This is a genomic window from Agromyces aureus (assembly GCF_001660485.1).
Lineage (GTDB): Bacteria > Actinomycetota > Actinomycetes > Actinomycetales > Microbacteriaceae > Agromyces > Agromyces aureus.
The window spans coordinates 2,864,616-2,882,024 of sequence record NZ_CP013979.1; the positions used below are offsets into that span (position 1 = coordinate 2,864,616).

The 17,409-nt window shown below is 72.0% G+C and carries 14 protein-coding genes; 10 read left to right on the forward strand and 4 right to left on the reverse strand.

Annotation, left to right across the window (positions count from 1 at the left end):
• The first annotated feature begins 9 nt into the window (after positions 1-9).
• From ATC03_RS12890 to ATC03_RS12905, 4 genes are all read left to right on the forward strand, one after another.
• A complete protein-coding gene (locus ATC03_RS12890) occupies positions 10-474 on the forward strand; it encodes an Lrp/AsnC family transcriptional regulator (RefSeq protein WP_067877753.1) in 465 nt (154 codons plus the stop codon).
• Positions 475-480: 6 nt separating this feature from the next.
• Complete coding sequence (locus tag ATC03_RS12895) at positions 481-1,377, forward strand: ATP-grasp domain-containing protein (protein ID WP_067877755.1); 897 nt, start codon at positions 481-483, stop codon at positions 1,375-1,377.
• Positions 1,378-1,477: 100 nt separating this feature from the next.
• Positions 1,478-2,161 (forward strand): ArsR/SmtB family transcription factor, encoded by a 684-nt coding sequence (locus tag ATC03_RS12900; protein WP_161490343.1) that lies wholly within the window; start codon positions 1,478-1,480, stop codon positions 2,159-2,161.
• A 1-nt stretch (position 2,162) separates the two neighbouring features.
• Positions 2,163-2,375: a hypothetical protein gene (locus ATC03_RS12905; protein WP_067877758.1), complete on the forward strand. Its 213-nt coding sequence runs from the start codon at positions 2,163-2,165 to the stop codon at positions 2,373-2,375.
• 117 nt (positions 2,376-2,492) lie between these two features.
• Here ATC03_RS12905 and ATC03_RS12910 read toward each other — a convergent pair whose 3' ends face one another.
• The 3 genes from ATC03_RS12910 to ATC03_RS12920 all read right to left on the reverse strand — a co-directional run bounded on the left by ATC03_RS12910 (position 2,493) and on the right by ATC03_RS12920 (position 8,249).
• Positions 2,493-3,368, reverse strand: a complete 876-nt coding sequence (locus ATC03_RS12910; RefSeq protein ID WP_161490344.1) for an SGNH/GDSL hydrolase family protein — start codon at positions 3,366-3,368, stop codon at positions 2,493-2,495.
• A 133-nt stretch (positions 3,369-3,501) separates the two neighbouring features.
• A complete protein-coding gene (locus ATC03_RS12915; RefSeq protein WP_067877764.1) occupies positions 3,502-5,784 on the reverse strand; it encodes a polyribonucleotide nucleotidyltransferase in 2,283 nt (760 codons plus the stop codon).
• 290 nt (positions 5,785-6,074) lie between these two features.
• Positions 6,075-8,249 carry a glycosyltransferase gene (locus ATC03_RS12920; protein WP_067877767.1) on the reverse strand — a complete coding sequence of 725 codons (2,175 nt, stop codon included), beginning with the start codon at positions 8,247-8,249 and terminating at the stop codon, positions 6,075-6,077.
• A 136-nt stretch (positions 8,250-8,385) separates the two neighbouring features.
• Between ATC03_RS12920 and ATC03_RS12925 the strand changes: the two genes are divergently transcribed.
• The 6 genes from ATC03_RS12925 (at position 8,386) to ATC03_RS12950 (ending at position 16,783) form a co-directional block, all read left to right on the forward strand.
• Complete coding sequence (locus tag ATC03_RS12925) at positions 8,386-9,078, forward strand: TetR/AcrR family transcriptional regulator (RefSeq protein ID WP_198168739.1); 693 nt, start codon at positions 8,386-8,388, stop codon at positions 9,076-9,078.
• Complete coding sequence (locus ATC03_RS12930; protein WP_067877769.1) at positions 9,075-10,010, forward strand: ABC transporter ATP-binding protein; 936 nt, start codon at positions 9,075-9,077, stop codon at positions 10,008-10,010. Before ATC03_RS12925 ends, ATC03_RS12930 begins: the two co-directional genes overlap by 4 nt.
• Positions 10,007-11,680 carry an ABC transporter permease gene (locus ATC03_RS12935; protein WP_084003480.1) on the forward strand — a complete coding sequence of 558 codons (1,674 nt, stop codon included), beginning with the start codon at positions 10,007-10,009 and terminating at the stop codon, positions 11,678-11,680. The genes ATC03_RS12930 and ATC03_RS12935 overlap by 4 nt, the downstream gene beginning before the upstream one ends.
• Before the next feature lie 40 nt (positions 11,681-11,720).
• A complete protein-coding gene (locus tag ATC03_RS12940) occupies positions 11,721-11,912 on the forward strand; it encodes a DUF5302 domain-containing protein (RefSeq protein ID WP_067877772.1) in 192 nt (63 codons plus the stop codon).
• A gap of 122 nt (positions 11,913-12,034) precedes the next feature.
• The gene (locus tag ATC03_RS21010) at positions 12,035-16,099 is read left to right on the forward strand and encodes a DUF3376 domain-containing protein (RefSeq protein WP_067877775.1); all 4,065 of its coding nucleotides are present in this window, start codon (positions 12,035-12,037) and stop codon (positions 16,097-16,099) included.
• Between the two features lie 69 nt (positions 16,100-16,168).
• On the forward strand, positions 16,169-16,783 hold the full coding sequence (locus ATC03_RS12950; protein WP_067877778.1) for a DedA family protein: 615 nt from the start codon (positions 16,169-16,171) through the stop codon (positions 16,781-16,783).
• On the opposite strand, the gene ATC03_RS12955 is transcribed toward ATC03_RS12950, so the two are convergent.
• Positions 16,758-17,399, reverse strand: coding sequence for an FMN reductase (locus ATC03_RS12955; protein ID WP_067877780.1), 642 nt, complete (start codon positions 17,397-17,399; stop codon positions 16,758-16,760). The two genes, ATC03_RS12950 and ATC03_RS12955, sit on opposite strands and share 26 nt — an antisense overlap.
• Positions 17,400-17,409 lie beyond the last annotated feature (10 nt).

Sequence of the window (17,409 nt, forward strand, 5' to 3'; positions counted from 1 at the left end):
TCTGGCGGTATGACCGGTTACGACGACGTCGACCGCGCGCTCCTCGGAGCCCTCGGCGGTGACCCGCGCGCGACCGTGGTCGCCCTCGCCGATCGCCTCGGCCTCTCGCGCAACACCGTGCAGGCGCGCATGGCGCGGCTCGAGACATCCGGAGCCTTCCTCTCGTTCGAACGCAGCATCGACCCGGTGCCGATCGGCTACCCGCTCGAGGCGTTCGTCTCGGTGCACCTGCAGCAGAAGCGGCTGACCGAGGTGGTCGCCGCGGTCTCGCAGATTCCCGAGGTGATCCAGGCGCACGGCCTCTCGGGATCGGTCGACCTGCTCGTGCGCGTGGTGTGCCGCGATGCGCACGACCTGTTCCGCATCGACGGGGAGATCCTCGCGATCGGCGGCGTGGAGCGCACCGAGACCTCCCTCGCGATGGGCGAGCTGATCCCCTACCGCCTCGGCCCGCTGCTCGAGCGGCCGAGCTGAGCCGCGATGCGCGTCGCGGTGCTGCGGTGCGAACGGCTCCCGCGCTTCGTCACGTGGGAGATCGACGACGTCGAGGCGCTCTTCGACGACGATCGGCGGCTGATCGAGGCATTGCGCGAACGCGGCGTCGACGCCGAACCGGTGGTCTGGTCGGCGCAGGAGGTCGACTGGAACGGGTTCGACGTGGCCGTGCTGCGCAGCACGTGGGACTACGTCGACCGTCCGGCCGGGTTCGTCGAGGCCATGACGCGCATCGACCGCTCGACGTGCACGCTGTCGAACCCGCTCGCGGCGGTCGCCTGGAACCTCGACAAGCGCTACCTCGACGACCTCGCCCGGCTGGGCGTTCCGATCGTGCCCGTGGTGCGGGGCACGCCTGCCGACGCGCCGCGACTGCTGGCCGCGGTCGACCGGGCCGGCTGGTCGAGCCTCGTGCTGAAGCCCGCCGTCGGCGCCGGCGGCTCGGGCGTCGAGCGAGCGGATGCCGCGGGGCTGGCCGCCGTGCTTCGCGGCCTGCCTCCCGGGGTCGAGGTGCTCGTGCAGCCGTTCGCGCCCGCCATCCTCGACGAGGGCGAACTCTCGTTCGTGTTCCTCGGCGGCGCACTCAGCCATGTGCTGCGCAAGCGGCCTGCCGCCGGCGACTTCCGCGCGCACCCCATCTACGGCGGCACGGTCGAGCGAGCGGATGCCGCGGCCGACGATGTCGCGCAGGTCGCGGCGATGCTCGGCCGGCTGCCGTTCGAGCTGCTCTACGCCCGCATCGACGTCGTGCGCTTCGGCGGGCGGCTCGCGGTGCTCGAACTGGAACTCGTGGAGCCGATGCTCTACCTCGACCGGGCTGCCGGCAGCGCCGGACGTCTCGCCGATGCGGTGATCTCGACCGTTCGCCCCGGCCGGGCCTGAGGCACTCGCGGTCGGCCGCGCGCGACGTCCGATCGCGATGCAAAGAACATGTTGCAAAGACATGTTTGCAAGAAAGTCTTTGCAGCGGTATCTTTGCATCATGACGACCAACGAACCCACCGACCTCAGCTCGCAGCCCAGCAGCTCGCGGCACCCGGGCATCGACCACGTCCTGCCGTCGTCCAGCCTCAAGTCCCTCGCCCACCCGTTGCGCGTGCGCATCTACGACGAGCTCTCGTCGTACGGCCCGATGACCGCGAGCGGGCTCGGCGAACGTCTCGGCGAGTCGAGCGGCTCCACGAGCTACCACCTGCGCCAGCTCGAACGCGCGGGACTCGTGCGCGAGGACACCACGCGGGGCAAGGGTCGCGAACGCTGGTGGGAGCGCACGCCGGGCTCCATCGCGATCCCCGACGCCCGCTCGCTGCCCGCCGGCAGCGCCGAACGCCTCGCCGTCAAGCTCGTCGAAGACGAGTGGTTCCGCTCGCGCGAGACGAACTTCCGCGAGTTCGTGCTCGAGGGCGACCAGGTCTTCGGCGACGAGTGGCTCGACATCGCCACGAGCGACACCATCAACCTGCGCCTGACACCAGACCAGCTCGGCGCCCTCGTCGCCGACCTCGACGTCGTGCTGAAGACCTACATCGACGCCTACAAGCGCACGCCGACCCCCGGTTCCCGGCCGGTGCAGATCCACATCAACGCGTTCCCGCTGATGCGCGGCGAGCCGACCGCCGGCGATGCGCCTCGCACATCCCCGACCGACACCACGAAGGAGCCATGAGATGACCACCGCAACCCTCTCCCCCGGCTCGGGCGCCATCGCCGCGCTCGCCGTGCGCAGCGGACTCGGCATCGCCGAGTGGGGCCTGCGCCGCGCCGCTCGGCGCAACGACCGGGCCCGCCTCGTCGCGAGACTCGAGGCGCGCGCGATCGCCGCTTCGGCCCTCGCCGAGCGCGACGCGATGATCCGCAGCAGCGTGCAGCAGCTGTACTGACGCCCGCCCGCGGCATCCGCTCGCTCACGAGCCTGCCGCGTGCCCTCGCACACGGCGGATGCCCCACCCGAACGACCTCGGGCGGGGCATCCGTCTGTTCGGGCCGCAGCCGACGCCTCAGCGGCTGAGCACCCGATCGTTCGCGAGCGCCCGCGCGTAGCCGAACGCGTTGCCGAGCGCGTTCGGGTGGAAGTTCGCCGAGGCCAGCACGTTCGCCGGATCGAACGAGATGTACGGCAGCCTGGCGCCGATGCCGTGCCCGGCGAACTCCTGCGTCACGTCGACGAGCGCGACCCGCGGATTGGCGGTCGCCGCGACGGCGCCGGCGATCACGGCGTTCAGCGCGTCGCTCGACTGGTTCACGAGGTCGCCGAGCGGCGTGACGCCCGGGTTGAACAGCCTCGGGTAGTTCATCACCACGACCTTCGCGTTCGGCAGGGTCGCGGCGATCGTCGTGTAGAGCCCGACGAGCTGGGGCCCGAGCGCGGCGAGCTTCGCCGCACTCAACGCGAGGGCGCTCTTGCACGGCTCGGCGTTCGGGTCGGGGTTCAGGGCGCAGGCCCCGAGCACCTCGTTCGACCCGGCGTCGATGCCGCCCACCGTCAGGGTGACGAGCTTCGTGTCGGGGCTCACGCCGACGAGCTGGGCGCCGGTGGCCGCGACCGTCGCGCCCGAGCACGCCCGGTTCTCAGTGAGCCGGTAGAGGCTGAAGAGCGCCGCCACCGTCGGGTAGCTCGTGTACCGGCTCTGCTTGCAGTCGTCGGATCGGTACGGCGGGGCGCCCTGGCCTGCCGTGAACGAGTCGCCGAGCGCGACGTACCCGCGCGCCGCGGGGGGTGACCAACCGGTCGAAACGGCGGATGCTGCGCTGGACGCGGCAGCGCCTGCGCCCGTGGACGGCAGCGCGGCCGCCGGGGTCGCGGCAAGGCCGACGACGAGCGCCGTGGAGATCAGCGCGAGGGCGCCGAGACGAGACGGAAGCCCCCTTCTCACGTGAGGATTCTTCATCATGGGGCGCACCATACTCCCGGCCGGCACGGGCAGGCAGGCCCCACTTCGTGTGGCAGACGACGGATGCCCCGCCCGAACGAGTCGGGCGGGGCATCCGTCTGCGATGAAGCGGTGACTACGCGTCGGCGCCCTCTGCAGGCTCCTCGGCGTGGATGCCGGAGGTCTCGCGACCATCGGTGTCGGCTTCGTCGGCCACGACCGGGGCGAGCGAGAGCTTGCCGCGGTCGTCGATCTTCGTGATCTCGACGAGGATCTTCTGGCCGACGCCGAGCACGTCTTCGACGTTCTCGACGCGCTTGCCACCGGCGAGCTTGCGCACCTCGCTGATGTGGAGCAGGCCGTCCTTGCCGGGCAGCAGCGAGACGAACGCGCCGAAGGCGGCGATCTTCACGACGGTGCCGAGGAACTGCTCGCCGACCTCGGGGTTGGTCGGGTTGGCGATCGCGTTGACCTGGGCACGGGCGGCCTCGGCCGACGGACCGTCGACGGCGCCGATGTAGACGGTGCCGTCCTCCTCGATGGAGATGTCGGCGCCGGTCTCGTCTTGAATGGCGTTGATCGTCTTGCCCTTCGGGCCGATCAGCTCGCCGATCTTGTCGACGGGGATCTGCACCGAGATCACGCGGGGCGCGGTCGGGGCCATCTCGTCGGGAGCGTCGATCGCGGCGTTCAGCACGGCGAGGATCGTCGTGCGAGCCTCCTTCGCCTGCGTCAGCGCGCCGGCGAGCACCGAGGCGGGGATGCCGTCGAGCTTCGTGTCGAGCTGGATCGCCGTCACGAACTCCGACGTGCCGGCGACCTTGAAGTCCATGTCGCCGAGGGCGTCTTCGGCACCGAGGATGTCGGTGAGGGCCGCGTAGCGCGTCTCGCCGTCGATGGTGTCGGAGATGAGGCCCATGGCGATGCCCGCGACGGGCGCGCGCAGCGGCACACCGGCGTTGAGCAGCGACAGCGTCGAGGCGCAGACCGAGCCCATCGACGTGGAGCCGTTGGAGCTCAGCGCCTCGGACACCTGGCGGATCGCGTAGGGGAACTCCTCGCGCGTGGGCAGCACGGGCACGAGGGCGCGCTCGGCGAGTGCGCCGTGCCCGATCTCGCGACGCTTCGGCGACCCGACGCGACCGGTCTCACCGGTCGAGTAGGGCGGGAAGTTGTAGTTGTGCATGTAGCGCTTCTTGGTGACCGGGCTCAGCGAGTCGATCGACTGCTCGAGCTTCAGCATGTTCAGCGTGGTGACACCCAGGATCTGGGTCTCGCCGCGCTGGAAGATGGCCGAGCCGTGAACGCGGGGCACGACCTGCACCTCGGCGTCGAGCGGGCGGATGTCGGCGAGGCCGCGGCCGTCGATGCGGACGCCCTCTTCGAGCACGCGCGTGCGCATGACCTTCTTGGTGACCGACTTGTAGGCCGCGGAGACCTCGGCGTTGGCCGACTCGGGCAGCTCGCCCGCTTCGACCTTGGCCGCGACGTGCTCCTTGACGCGCGACTTGAGCGCGTCGTCGGCGTCCTGACGCTCGACCTTGCCGGCGATCTTGTAGACGTCCTTGAGCTCGGCGCTCGCGAACGCCTCGACGGCCGACTTGACCTCGGCCTGGTAGGGCGGGAAGGTCGGGTAGTCGGCGACGGGCTTCGCGGCGGTCTTGGCGACCACCTGCTGCGCCTCGACGAGCTGCTTGATGAACGGCTTCGATGCCTCGATGCCCTGCGCGATGACCTCTTCGCTCGGCTTGACGGCGCCGGCCTGGATGAGGTTCCACGCGTTGTCGGTGGCCTCGGCCTCGATCATCATGATCGCGACATCCTGCGAACCGTCGTTCTCGGTGATGACGCGACCCGCGACGACCATGCTGAAGACGGCGTCCTCGAGCTGGCTGAACTTGGGGAACGCGACCCACTGGCCGTCGATGAGCGCGACGCGCACGCCGGCGACGGGGCCGGAGAACGGCAGGCCCGAGAGCTGCGTCGAGAGCGACGCGGCGTTGATGGCGAGCACGTCGTAGAGCTCGTCGGGCTCGATCGCGAGCACGGTGACGACGACCTGGACCTCGTTGCGCAGGCCCTCGACGAACGAGGGGCGCAGGGGGCGGTCGATGAGACGGCAGGTGAGGATCGCCTCGGTCGAGGGGCGGCCCTCGCGACGGAAGAACGAGCCCGGGATGCGGCCCGCGGCGTACATGCGCTCTTCGACGTCGATGGTCAGGGGGAAGAAGTCGAAGTGGTCCTTCGGCTGCTTGGAGACGGACGTCGCCGAGAGCAGCATGGTCTCTTCGTCGATGTAGGCGACGGCCGAGCCCTGCGCCTGCTGCGCGAGGCGGCCGGTCTCGAACCGGATGGTGCGGGTGCCGAACTTGCCATTGTCGATGACGGTTTCGGCGAACGTGATTTCAGGACCTTCCAAGAGGTCTCTCTCCTTTGTTTTTCGTCGCACCCCGTATGGGCACGACTCGTACGTCAGGAGCAGGAACAGGCAATACGAATCGCATCAGGACGATGGGTTCACGCTGGCCACCAGTAGAAGTCCACCAACTGCCCGGTCGAGCGCGCGATGCGCGTCTCGAGACCTCGTTTGGTGATCCACCACAGGGGACCAGCTTCCTGCCGGCCTGCTCCGTCAGCCGCCTCGCGACACCGCGCACCTGCACGATGACCTCTCGGCAACCTCGTCAAGCCTAGCAGGTGCCCTGTTTTTCACCCGTGAACAGCGGATGTCGCGCCGGCGACGTCGAGCACGGGCTGCAGTTCGGGGCGCTTCGCGCGGCGTCCGTCGCCCGCCGTGCGGCCGCGCAGGCGCCTCGCGATCCACGGGGCCGCATGCCGCACGAGCCACTCCGCGTCGCCGATGTGGCCGTCGCGCGCGGCCGCGTCGTCGGCCAGGGCGTCGGGGTCGAGTTCGTGCGCGGCCTGCTCGAGGGCTCCGAGCGCCGCGGCATCCGGAACCCCGAGCGCCCTGGCCGCCTCGTAGGCGAGCGCGCGGTGCCCGGCCGAGTTCAGGTGCACCCGGTCCTCGGCCCACATGCCCTTGACCGTGAGGGCCGGCATGGCGGCGACGTCGAGCACGATCGCGCCGGTGTCGTGGCCGATGCCGACGAGGCGGTCGGCGAAGGCGGCGAAGCGGGCCTCGTACAGGCGGGAGGCCGGCCGCTGCGGCATGAACGGCGTCACGAGCAGCACGTCGGCCCCGGTGGCGCGCACGTCGGCGACCGACGCCGCGAGTCGGTCCGCGAGCGCGTGCACGTCGGGCCGGGGGCCCACGAGGTCGTTGGCGCCGATGAGCACGCTCACGAGATCGGCTCCGAGCGCGGTCGCGTCGGGCACCTGCGTCTCGACGGCGTCGGCGACCTTGCGGCTGCGCACCGCGAGATTCGCGTACGAGACGCGGTCGCCCTCGGGGCTCGCGAGCGCGAGCAGCATCGCGAGGCGGTCGGCCCAGCCGCGGTACTCCCCGGCCGCCATGCGCGAGGTGTCGCAGAGGCCTTCGCTGAGCGAGTCGCCGACGGCCACGTACCGGGTCCAGCGCGGCGGCGCGGACGGTGCGGATGCCGCGGCGCGGCGTTCGCGCGCCACGGCGGGCCCGCTCGGAGCCGGCGTCCGCCGAGCGTCGACGCCCGCCGCGCCCCGGACGCGGGCGGAGGCGGGAGCGGGAGCAGGAGCGGGAGCGGGAGCAGGAGCGGGAGCGGGAGCAGGAGCGGGACCAGGAACAGGAGCCCGGCTCACCCCACCCATCGCCCGCTCGTAGTGCCCGAGCAGCTCGTCGCCGAGCACGTCCCATCCGCGACCCCGCACGGCCTCCCTGGCGCGAACGGCGAACGCCCGGCGCTTGGCGTCGTCTCCGACGAGGTCGCGCACCCGATCGCGGAACTCGGCGAGGTCGCCCGGCCGGTAGAGCCAGCCGTCGACGCTGTTCTCGACGAGGTCGAGCGGGCCACCGCGCCCGGTGGCGACGACCGGCACGCCGCTTGCGAGCGCCTCCTGGATGGTCTGGCAGAACGTCTCGCTCTCGCCGGGGTGCACGAACACGTCGAACCCGGCCATGGCCTCGGCGAGCGCGTCGCCGCCCAGGAATCCGGTGAAGACGGCGTTCGGCAGCATCCGCTCGAGGACGGGTCGCGACGGGCCGTCGCCGACGACGACGAGCCGCGTGCGGGGCAGGTCGGCGATGGCGCGCAGGTCCTCGACCTGCTTCTCGGGCGCGAGGCGTCCGACGTAACCGATCACGACGTCGTCGGGCGCCGCCCCGGCGACCCGTCGGCGCCAGCCGTCGCTGCGTCGCGTCGGCGCGAACCGGCGGGTGTCGACGCCGCGGCGCCAGAGCGCGATGCGGTCGGGGTCGACGTCGAGGCCCGTGAGCCGGTCGACGGCCGAACTCGAGGGCGCGAGCGTGATCGTGGCGCGCTGGTGCAGCTTGGCCATGTGTCGTGCGAGCGCGGGCGCCGCGCCGGGCACGCCGTAGCGTTCGGCGTAGGACGGGATGTCGGTCTGATAGACCGCGACGGTCGGGATGCCGAGCGATTCGGCGGCGGCGACGCCGCGCCAGCCGAGCACGAACGGCGACGCGAGGTGCACGACGTCGGCCTCGTGCTCGCGCAGGAGTGCGGCGAGCTTGTGCGCGCCGGCGAGTGTCACCCGCACGTCGGGGTAGGTGGGCAGTGGCATGGAGGGCAGCAGCACGGTGCGGGCGCCGTGCAGGTCGTCGAACGCCCCGTCGCGGGATCGGTCGCGCGGTGCGCCGGCCGGTCCGGATCGCGGGGCGATCACGAGGGCGTCGTGTCCGCGTCGCTCGAGGTGGCGGAGCACCTGGAGCAGGGAATGGGTCACGCCGTTCATGTGCGGGAGGAACGATTCTGCGAGGAGTGCGACCTTCACGAGTCCAGCGTGCGGCCTGATGAGACGCCGATTCGCGCGATTCCAGCCGTTTCGCCGAAGGTTCACCTGCGGGTCGCCGATGGTTGGTGCGCGCGACCTCTGGACGTTGGCTATACACGCGTGTAGCATCCGATACGTGCGTATAACCGAGACGATCCCCAGCGACGAGTCGGTCGCCGCGTCCGACCCGGCCCCGAGCGATCTCACCACCCGGGCCCGTCTGCGCGACGCCGCCATCGAGTGCTTCGCCGCCGAGGGGTTCGGCGCCTCCGTGCGCACGATCGCCGCACGCGCCGGCGTGAGCGCCGGGCTCATCCGCCACCACTTCGGGTCGAAGGACGCCCTGCGCGCCGAGTGCGACGCCGCCGTGCTCGAGCGCCACCGCTCGCTGAAGACCGAGGGGCTCGAGTCCCCCGCGAACGCCATGGCGCAGCTCGCCGAGGCCGACGAGCACGGCGCGATGCTCGTCTACATCCTCCGCAGCGTGCAGGACGGCAGCCCGGCCGGGGGCGCCTTCATCGAGCACCTCATCGCCGATGCGGTCGCGTACTCCGAGCGGGCGGTCGCCACCGGCATCCTGCGCCCGAGCCTCGACCCCGTCGGCCGTGCACGACTACTCGTGACCAACTCGGTCGGCGGGCTCCTCGTCATGCTCTCGATGCACCCCGAGATCGACCTCACCGACTTCAAGACCGTGCTCGCGAAGACCTTCGAGCAGATCGCCCTGCCGTCGATCGAGCTCTACACGCACGGCGTCTTCGCCGATTCCACCTATCTCGACCAGTACCTGCAGTACATCCGGCAGCACCCAGGAACGGAGCAGTCATGAACGCGGCATCCACGCCGGCGATCGAGGTCGCCGGACTCGTCAAGCGCTTCGGCGCGGTCACGGCCCTCGACGGGCTCGACCTCCGCGTCGAGCAGGGTCAGGTCATGGGCTTCCTCGGGCCGAACGGGTCGGGCAAGTCCACGACGATCCGCATCCTGCTCGGCATCGCACGGGCGGATGCCGGTGCCGCGCGCCTGCTCGGCGGCGACCCGTGGCGCGAGGCGGTCGAGCTCCACCGCCGCATCGCCTACGTGCCGGGCGACGTGAACCTCTGGCCGAACCTCACCGGCGGGCAGTCGATCGACATCCTGTCGCGCCTCCGCGGCGGCGTCGACCGCACCCGCCGCGACGAGCTCGTGGAGCGTTTCGACCTCGACCCGACCAAGAAGGCACGCACGTACTCGAAGGGCAACCGGCAGAAGGTCGCCCTCGTGGCGGCGCTCGCCTCCGATGCCGAGCTGCTCATCCTCGACGAGCCCACGTCGGGCCTCGACCCGCTCATGGAGGGCGTGTTCACCGACACCGTGCGCGAGCTCGCGCACCAGGGCCGCAGCGTGCTGCTCTCGAGCCACATCTTCGCCGAGGTCGAGAAGCTCTGCGACCAGGTGACGATCATCCGCGCGGGCCGTACGGTCGAGGCCGGAACCCTCGCCGACCTCAGGCACCTGCACCGCACGTCGGTCTCGGTCGTGCTGCCGGGCGGTGCGGGCACCCTCGCCGAACGCCGCGACCTGCACGACCTCGCCGTCGACGGCGAGCGCGTGAGCTTCACGGTCGACGACGCCGAGCTTGGCGGGGTGCTCGCCGACCTGGCGTCGCGCTCACCTCGATCGCTCGTGTCGACCCCGCCGTCGCTCGAAGAACTGTTCCTGCGGCACTACGGCGTGGCGGCCTCCCAGGGCGCCGCCGATGCGACGGTGAGCGCGTCATGACCGCGCTCGCGCCGACCCCGTCGCACCCGACGCGTCCGTCGTCCGCGACGCCCGGGCACACGCCGCCCGTCGCGGCCTTCACCGCCTTCCCCGACCTCACCCGGTTCATCCTCCGGCGCAACTGGCTGCGGCTCGCGATCTGGGTCGTCGTGCTCGTCGGCATGGTCGCGATGGTCTTCGAGTCCCAGCGCGTCGCCTTTCCCACGCAGGAGTCGCGCGATGCGTACGCGGCCGTCGCGAACACGCCGGCGGTGGCCGCACTGACGGGCCTGCCCAACGGTGCGGGCACGCTCGGCGGCATCCTGAACATCAAGATCTGGATGACGCTCGCGGTCTCGATCGGCTTCGCCTCGATCTTCCTCGTGACCCGCAACGGTCGCGCCGAAGAGGAGGCGGGTCGCACCGAGCTCGTCCGCGCCGGCGCCGTGGGGCACCACGCCTACAGCCTCGCGAACCAGCTCGTCGTCGGCGGCCTCAGCGTCGTGGTCGGCCTGCTCATCGGCCTGACGTGCATCGGGCTCGGCCTGCCCGCCGAGGGATCGCTCGCCATGGGCGCGTCGATCGCGGGCGTGGGCATCGCGTTCCTCGGCATCGCCGCGCTCGCGGGCCAACTCACCTCGACGAGTCGGGCGGCGAACTCGCTCGCCTCGATCGTGCTCGGCGTCGCGTACCTCGTGCGGGCGATCGCCGACGTGCAGGCCGAGGGCGACACCCCGAGTCCGCTCAGCTGGGCCTCCCCCATCGGCTGGGCGCAGAACATGCGCTCGTTCGGCGAGAACGTATGGTGGCCGCTGCTGCTGCTCGTCGGCCTCGGCATCGGCGGATGCCTCGTGGCCGGCGTCATCGAGTCCCGCCGCGACGTCGGTGCCGGCGTGCTGCCCGACCGCCCGGGCCCGGCGCGCGCCACCCGCTCGCTGGCGACCCCGCTCGGCCTCGCCGTGCGCCTCGAACGCGGACCCATGATCGGCTGGCTGCTCGGCGGCATCGCCGGCGGCCTGTTCTACGGCGGCGTCGCCTCGGCGATGTCCGACCTGCTCGACTCGGGCAACGCGTACGCGAAGGCGTTCATGGGGCAGGCCGACTCGGTGCTCGACGGCATCGTGGGCCTCTTCGTGATGGCCACGGCCATGGTCGCGGCCGCGTTCGCCGTGCAGGCCGCGACGTCGGTGCGCCTCGAAGAGGCCTCGGGCCGGCTCGAGCCGCAACTCGCGGGCGCGGTCTCCCGCACGAGGTGGGCGCTCACCCGCTACCTGCTCGCCGCCGTGTGGGGCGCGGTGATCCTCGTCGCCTCCGGGCTCGTGTTCGGGCTCGCCTTCGCCGCGTCGCAGGGCGACCCCGACCAGGTGCTCCGCATCCTCGCCGCGTCGACCGCCTACCTCCCGAGCCTGCTCGTGCTCGTGGGCGTCACGGTGCTGCTCACCGGGTGGCTGCCGCGCCAGGCGATCCTCGTCTCGTGGATCGTCTACGGCGCGAGCGTGATCATCGCCATGTTCGGACCGCTGTTCTCCCTCTCCGACGAGTTCATCGACGCGACGCCGCTCGCCGCGACGCCCCGCGTTCCCGGCGTCGAGTTCGAGGCCCTGCCGCTCGTCGTGCTCTCGCTCGTGGCGCTGGCGTGCTGGGCCCTCGGGCTGCTCCGATTCCGGGCGCGCGATCTCACGCAGGCGTGAGCGGGGCGGGCAGCCGCTCCCACGCGCCTAGACTCGAACCATGAGTGCCGACGACGACAAGACCACCACGGGCCCCTCCGACGACGTCAAGCGCAAGTTCCGCGAGGCCCTCGAGCGCAAGAACAAGCAGCAGCGCGGCGGCGAGGCGCACCTCGACGGACGCGGGGCCGTCGACCACGCCCAGGGCAACGCCGCGACGAAGCAGGAGTTCCGCCGCAAGAGCGGCGGCTGAGCCCGGCTGCAGCCGTCCGCGACATCCGCTCGTCGTGAATCGGTGCGCGCCCTGATGACGGTGGTGCTCGGCGATCGCTAGCATGTGGCCGACCGCCACTGGTCTTCCGCAGGGAGCGACCGATGCCAGAACCCGAACCGACGCAGGCGCACGAGACACCGGCACCGGTGCCGCACGACTACGTGACGCTTCGACTGCACTCCGGCGCCTCGGCGACGGAGTTCGAACGCACCTACGGCACGTTCCCCGTCGCCGAGGGCGTCGACCTCGCGCCGGCCGAGACCGTCGACCGCGAGGCGAAGACGTCGACGACCGCGGTCGCCGACCTCAATCCGCGGATCTTCCTCCCCGGTGGAGCGGCGCCGTTCCACGCCCGCGGCCTTCGCATCGCGCTCGCGATGAAGGGCGGGGTCAGCCTCGCGGTCTGGATCGGCGGCGCGATCGCCGAGCTCGACATCCTGCGACGGATCCGCATCTACCGCGAGGGCACGACGCAGGAGCCACGGGCACTGCTCATCCACCCCGTCGCCGTCGATCCGGCCGCGTGGGCGCAGGCCGACGAGCCCACGCGCATCGCCGCCGCCGCGGCCTCCGAACCCGACGAGAACCTGCTGGCACGCGCCGAGCGGTACGCGCAGCTGGTGTACGAACGCGGGTACGACCGCGTCGAGTTCGACGTGCTCGCCGGGGCGAGCGCCGGCGGATTGAACGCGGTCATGTACGCCGTCGCACAGCGCGCCGGCGTCGGCCTCGAGGGCATCCTCGGCACGTGGCTCGAGACGGGCGCCGCATGGGGACTGCTGCAGACCGGCAGGCCCGCGAAGTTCGACTCGGTGCTGCGCGGCGACGAGTACTTCTGGGTCGAGCTCGTGGGCGCGCTCGGGCGCATCGCCGAGGGCGACGTCGGCAGCGCGACCAAGGCCGACTCCGTCGCTCGGCCCGCGGTCGGTCCATCCGGCATCGCCCAGCCCGTCGTCGCCCAGGCCGGCATCACTCAGCCCGTCGTCGCCCAGTCTGTCGGCGCCCAGCCGCCGATCGTCTCGGTGCCGCCGCACGCCGCCCTCGAGGCTCCGCACGTGGTGGTCGACCTCTCGGCGACGCTCATCGACGCGAAGGACACGACGGAGCGAAGCGCCGCCGAGGGGCACGCGCACTTCCGGTTCGTGGGCACCGAGACCGACGACGTGCAGCATCGTGACATCCCCGGCAAGGACGCGCCCGACGACGACCGCAGGCTCGCCTACGCGCGGCTCGCGTACGCCGCCCGCTCGACGTCGTCGTTCCCCGGCGCATTCGAGCCGGCCCTGATCTACTCGGGCGACCAGCCGTTCGACGCGGCGCGCACCTCGAGCCCGCCCGACATGCGCAACGTCTTCAGCGCGCACCGCAAGGAGGGTCGGTCGCATCCGTTCCGCGTGGTCGACGGCGGCGTGCTCGACAACATCCCGATCGACCGCGCCCTGCGTGCCGTCCGCAACATCCCCGCGAACGACCACGTGAACCGCGCCCTCGTCTACCTCGACCCGTCGCCGAAGGAGAGCTCGCGATGGCTGCTCCGGGCGACGGCCTACAAGGGCCCGGCGCCCGAACTGCCGCCCGACCCGAAGACCACCAGGAACGACCCGCTCTCGCGCTTCCTGTTCGCGGTCATGGCGGGCGTGCGCAAGCGGGCGGGCGGCGAATCCGGCGAAGACGAGATCGACGCGGTCTTCGACGAACGCACACAGGCACTCGTGCGCAAGGGCCGCGACGAGATGCTCGCCGTGCGCATGAACGCCTCCCCCACCGCGGGCGAGGATCCCACGTCGGAGCGGAGCTCGGTGGCCGCATTCGCGCGCCTGCGCTCGACGACCGACGCGGAGTTCCTGCGCATGGTGTTCAGCCGTCCCGGTGAGTGGACGCTCGGCACCAACCTGAAGCGCCGGCCGGACCGTCGAGCGCTCGACCGCACGAGCATCGGCCGTTTCGAGAAGGCCCTCAGGGACGCGCTCGACAAGGTCAGTCGCAACGAGCCCGTCGAGGACGTGCCCGCGGACACGATCGCCTTGGGCGCCCAGACCCTCGTGGACGCGGCGTTCTGCGCCCTCACCTGGGTGCGAGCGATCGAGGACCAGTGCTTCCGCTCGACGTCGCTGCACGCGCTCGACGCGGCGCTCGAGCAGCTTCCGCAGACCACGGGCACCCCGAGGGCGGTGCTGCGCGAGCGCCTGTACGCCGTGATGTCGCAGGCGCGCGACCTGCGCGATCGTGCCGTCGGCCGAACGCTCGACGGCATCGACGACCTCGCCCCCTCCGAGTCCCCGCTGAGCGACCAGAGCGCCGCCGACCTCGTCACGACCTGGCTCGACGCGAACGCCGATCGCCCGCGACTTCGGGCCGAGCTCTGGGGCAGGCTCGACGACATCGTCGAGTGGCTCCAGCACGCGAGCGCGATCGCCGCGAGCCACGACCCCAGGCGTCGCTGGCTCGAGACCCCATGGCATCGGATGCCGGGGTTCGGAACCCGACTGCCCGCGAGCGACCTCCCGCTGATCTTCGCGGGAAGCGGCATTCCGACCGCCTCGTCGACCGTGCGGTTCCACCGGATCGGGTCGGACATGCAGCCCGCCGCGGTCGCGACCTACCGCACCCTGCTCGACGCGCAGATCCTCGAGGGGTACCGGGCCGCGCTCGCCAAGCCCGTCGAGGAGCTCGACGACGAGACCGTCGCCCGCCTGCTCGACGAGCGGGCACTGCTCTCCTCGTCGAAGCTCGCGGGCCTGCGGATCGCGAACTTCGCGGGCTTCCTGAGCAAGGAGTGGCGGCGCAACGACTGGTGGTGGGGCCGTCTCGACGCGGCGGCCGGGCTCGTCGAACTGCTCGAGAGCATGGAGCCGGCCCCCGGCATCAAGCCCGAGCCCTCGGATGCCTCGCACCTCGAGCCCGTGCACGCGGCGCTGCTCCGCGAGATGGACGCGAGCGCGGACCGCCCCTACGACGGCCCCGTCGTCAGCGCGGGGGCGACTGACCAGGCCGTCGTCGCGAACGCACCAGACCTCATCCGCGAGCGCATGGTGCGCGGCTCGCAGGACCTCGAGTCGCTGGGGTCGGGATACCGGGTGGCGCTCGCCTCGCGCGTCGTGCGCGTCGCATCGTCGGCGATCGTGCGCGGGAGCGGCAGGCTCTCGCCCGTCGGCGTCGTGCAGTGGCTGCTCCGCCCGGTGCTGGTGCTCGTGCCGGCGCTGCTCTCGCCGCCTCGGCTCATGCTCGCCGGGATCATCCTCGCGTGTGGGCTCATGCTCGCGCTCCGCGAGATGACCGGTGACCTCAGCGCGTCCTCGGCGCTCGACCGGAGCTGGCCCGGCGCGCTCGCGGCGACGATCGTCGCCGCGGTCATCGCCGGCATCCGCCTGCTCGGCGCCCGGTCGGCGCGCCGCGAACGTCGCGACGCCGTCAACAGCGCCACGGTCGAGGGCTCCAGGGCGCGCAGGGTCATCGCCGCCGCCGAGCGTCGGGCCCGGGTGCCGCGGGCGATCCTCGTGACGCTGACCGCGGTGCTCGTCGTCTCGTTCGGACTCGTCACGCTCGCGTTCGGACTCTGGACGCTGCCGTTCTGGGTCGTGCTCGCCGCCCTCATCGTGGTCACCGAGGTGACCCACGGCCGATTGCAGACCGTGTCGTCGGCTCGTCGCTCGCGCCCGGGCCGGTGGATCCTGCTCGGCGCACTCGGCGCCGTCGCACTCGTGGTCACCGCGTTCCTGCCGTTGGCCGTGCTCGACCCGCTCGCCGAGCAGCTCGGCTCGCCGTTGGGCTCGATCGTCTGGCGGGCGATCGCCTCGGCGATCGTCGTCGGCGCGCTCAGCGTGACGCTGCTGTCGCAGGCGTTGAAGCCCTGGTACGGCCTGGCGGGCGTGACCGCCGTGACCGTCGCCGCGACCGTGGTGACCGTCTCGCTCACGACCTGGCTCGCCTCGCTCGACGACGTGGCCGCGCCGACCTCCGATGCGACCGCGGTCGCCATCGAGTCGGGGGTCACCACGATCCAGGCGTGGGCGGTGTTCGCGGTGACCGCATGGGTCGCCGGCACGGTGCTCTGGTGGGCTCCGTGGTTCCGCGGCGCGTCGACCGGCGACGACGGCCGGCCCGAAGACACGGTCTACGACCTCGAGCCGGGTTCGCTCGTCGACGACCGCCGCAGCACGCGGTGACGGATGCCGCGGGCGGCCGCCCGCGGCATCCGCCCCCTGCCGTTCACCTCGGCCGGGTAGAACACCCGTGTGGATCTCGACGCGATCGCCGCCTCTTCGTGGGTGCTGCCCGTGCTGTTCGCATTCGTGGTGGGCGACGCGTTCCTCGTGGTGCTGCCGAGTGAGACGCTCGTCGTGGCGCTCGGCGCACTGGCCGCCTCGACAGGGTCGCCGTCGCTCTGGGCGGTCGTGCCGGTCGCCGCGGCGGGTGCTGTGGTCGGCGACCTGTGCTGCTACCTGATCGGGCGGCGGGTGGGCCTCGACCGGTGGGCGTGGCAGCGGCGCGGGCGCGTGGGGCGGGCCCTCGAGCGTGCGCGCGACACCGTGCACCGGCGCACGGCCGTGCTCGTCTTCACGGCCAGGTACGTGCCGTTCGCACGCATCGCCGTGAACCTCGCGGCCGGGGCCGGCGGCGTGCCGCTGCGCCGCTACCTGCCGCTCTCGCTCGCGGCCGGGTTCGCGTGGGCCTGCTACAACGTGGGCGTCGGCGCGCTCATCGGCGCCGCGTTCGGCGACCAGCCGCTCCTCGCGACGCTCGTGTCGATTCCGGTGGCGATCGTGCTCGGGCTCGGCATCGACCGGCTCATCGCGAGCCGGTCGACGCCGGATGCGTCGCGGGCTACTCCCCCGCGAGACCGCCGATGAGGTGGCCGCCCGAGCGGTCGAGCGCGAACGGGTCGTTCACGAGACCCGACCGGTCGGTGCGCTCGACGAGGTCGGCGAACTCCTTCGCCCCGCGGAAGATGCGGTCGGGCAGCGAGCGCACGCCGTCGCCGCCGTCGCCCCAGTCGCTCGTGGCCGCGTAGACGCCCGTCGTGACCGGAATCGCGTGCAGGTAGGTGAACAGCGGGCGCATCGCGTAGTCGATCGCGAGCGAGTGCCGCGGGGTGCCGCCGGTCGCGCCGAGCAGCACGGGCAGGTCGGTGAGCGCCTGCGTGTCGATCACGTCGATGAACGACTTGAACAGGCCCGCGTAGCTCGTCGTGAAGATCGGCGAGACGGCGATGAGTCCGTCGGCCGAGGCGACGGCCTCGAGGGCCGCCTCGAGCTTGGGCGGCGCGAAGCCGAGCAGCAGGTTGTTCGTGATGTCGTGCGCGAGGTCGCGCAGCTCGAACGTCTGCACCTCGACCTCGACGCCGCGCTCCCGGAGGATGCTCGCCGCGTCGGCCGCGAGGCGGTCGGCGAGCTGACGCGTCGAACTGGGGGTCGAGAGGCCCGACGAGATGACGACGATGCGCTTGACGGCGGTGGTGCCGGTCATGATCGTGCTC

What these genes read in the sequence shown, in the direction of transcription:
- ATC03_RS12890 (WP_067877753.1), top strand. Translation starts at nt 10, where the DNA reads ATGACCGGTTACGACGACGTCGACCGCGCGCTCCTCGGAGCCCTCGGC.
- ATC03_RS12895 (WP_067877755.1), top strand. Translation starts at nt 481, where the DNA reads ATGCGCGTCGCGGTGCTGCGGTGCGAACGGCTCCCGCGCTTCGTCACG.
- ATC03_RS12900 (WP_161490343.1), top strand. Translation starts at nt 1,478, where the DNA reads ATGACGACCAACGAACCCACCGACCTCAGCTCGCAGCCCAGCAGCTCG.
- ATC03_RS12905 (WP_067877758.1), top strand. Translation starts at nt 2,163, where the DNA reads ATGACCACCGCAACCCTCTCCCCCGGCTCGGGCGCCATCGCCGCGCTC.
- ATC03_RS12930 (WP_067877769.1), top strand. Translation starts at nt 9,075, where the DNA reads ATGAACGCGGCATCCACGCCGGCGATCGAGGTCGCCGGACTCGTCAAG.
- ATC03_RS12935 (WP_084003480.1), top strand. Translation starts at nt 10,007, where the DNA reads ATGACCGCGCTCGCGCCGACCCCGTCGCACCCGACGCGTCCGTCGTCC.
- ATC03_RS12940 (WP_067877772.1), top strand. Translation starts at nt 11,721, where the DNA reads ATGAGTGCCGACGACGACAAGACCACCACGGGCCCCTCCGACGACGTC.
- ATC03_RS21010 (WP_067877775.1), top strand. Translation starts at nt 12,035, where the DNA reads ATGCCAGAACCCGAACCGACGCAGGCGCACGAGACACCGGCACCGGTG.
- ATC03_RS12955 (WP_067877780.1), bottom strand. Translation starts at nt 17,399, where the DNA reads ATGACCGGCACCACCGCCGTCAAGCGCATCGTCGTCATCTCGTCGGGC.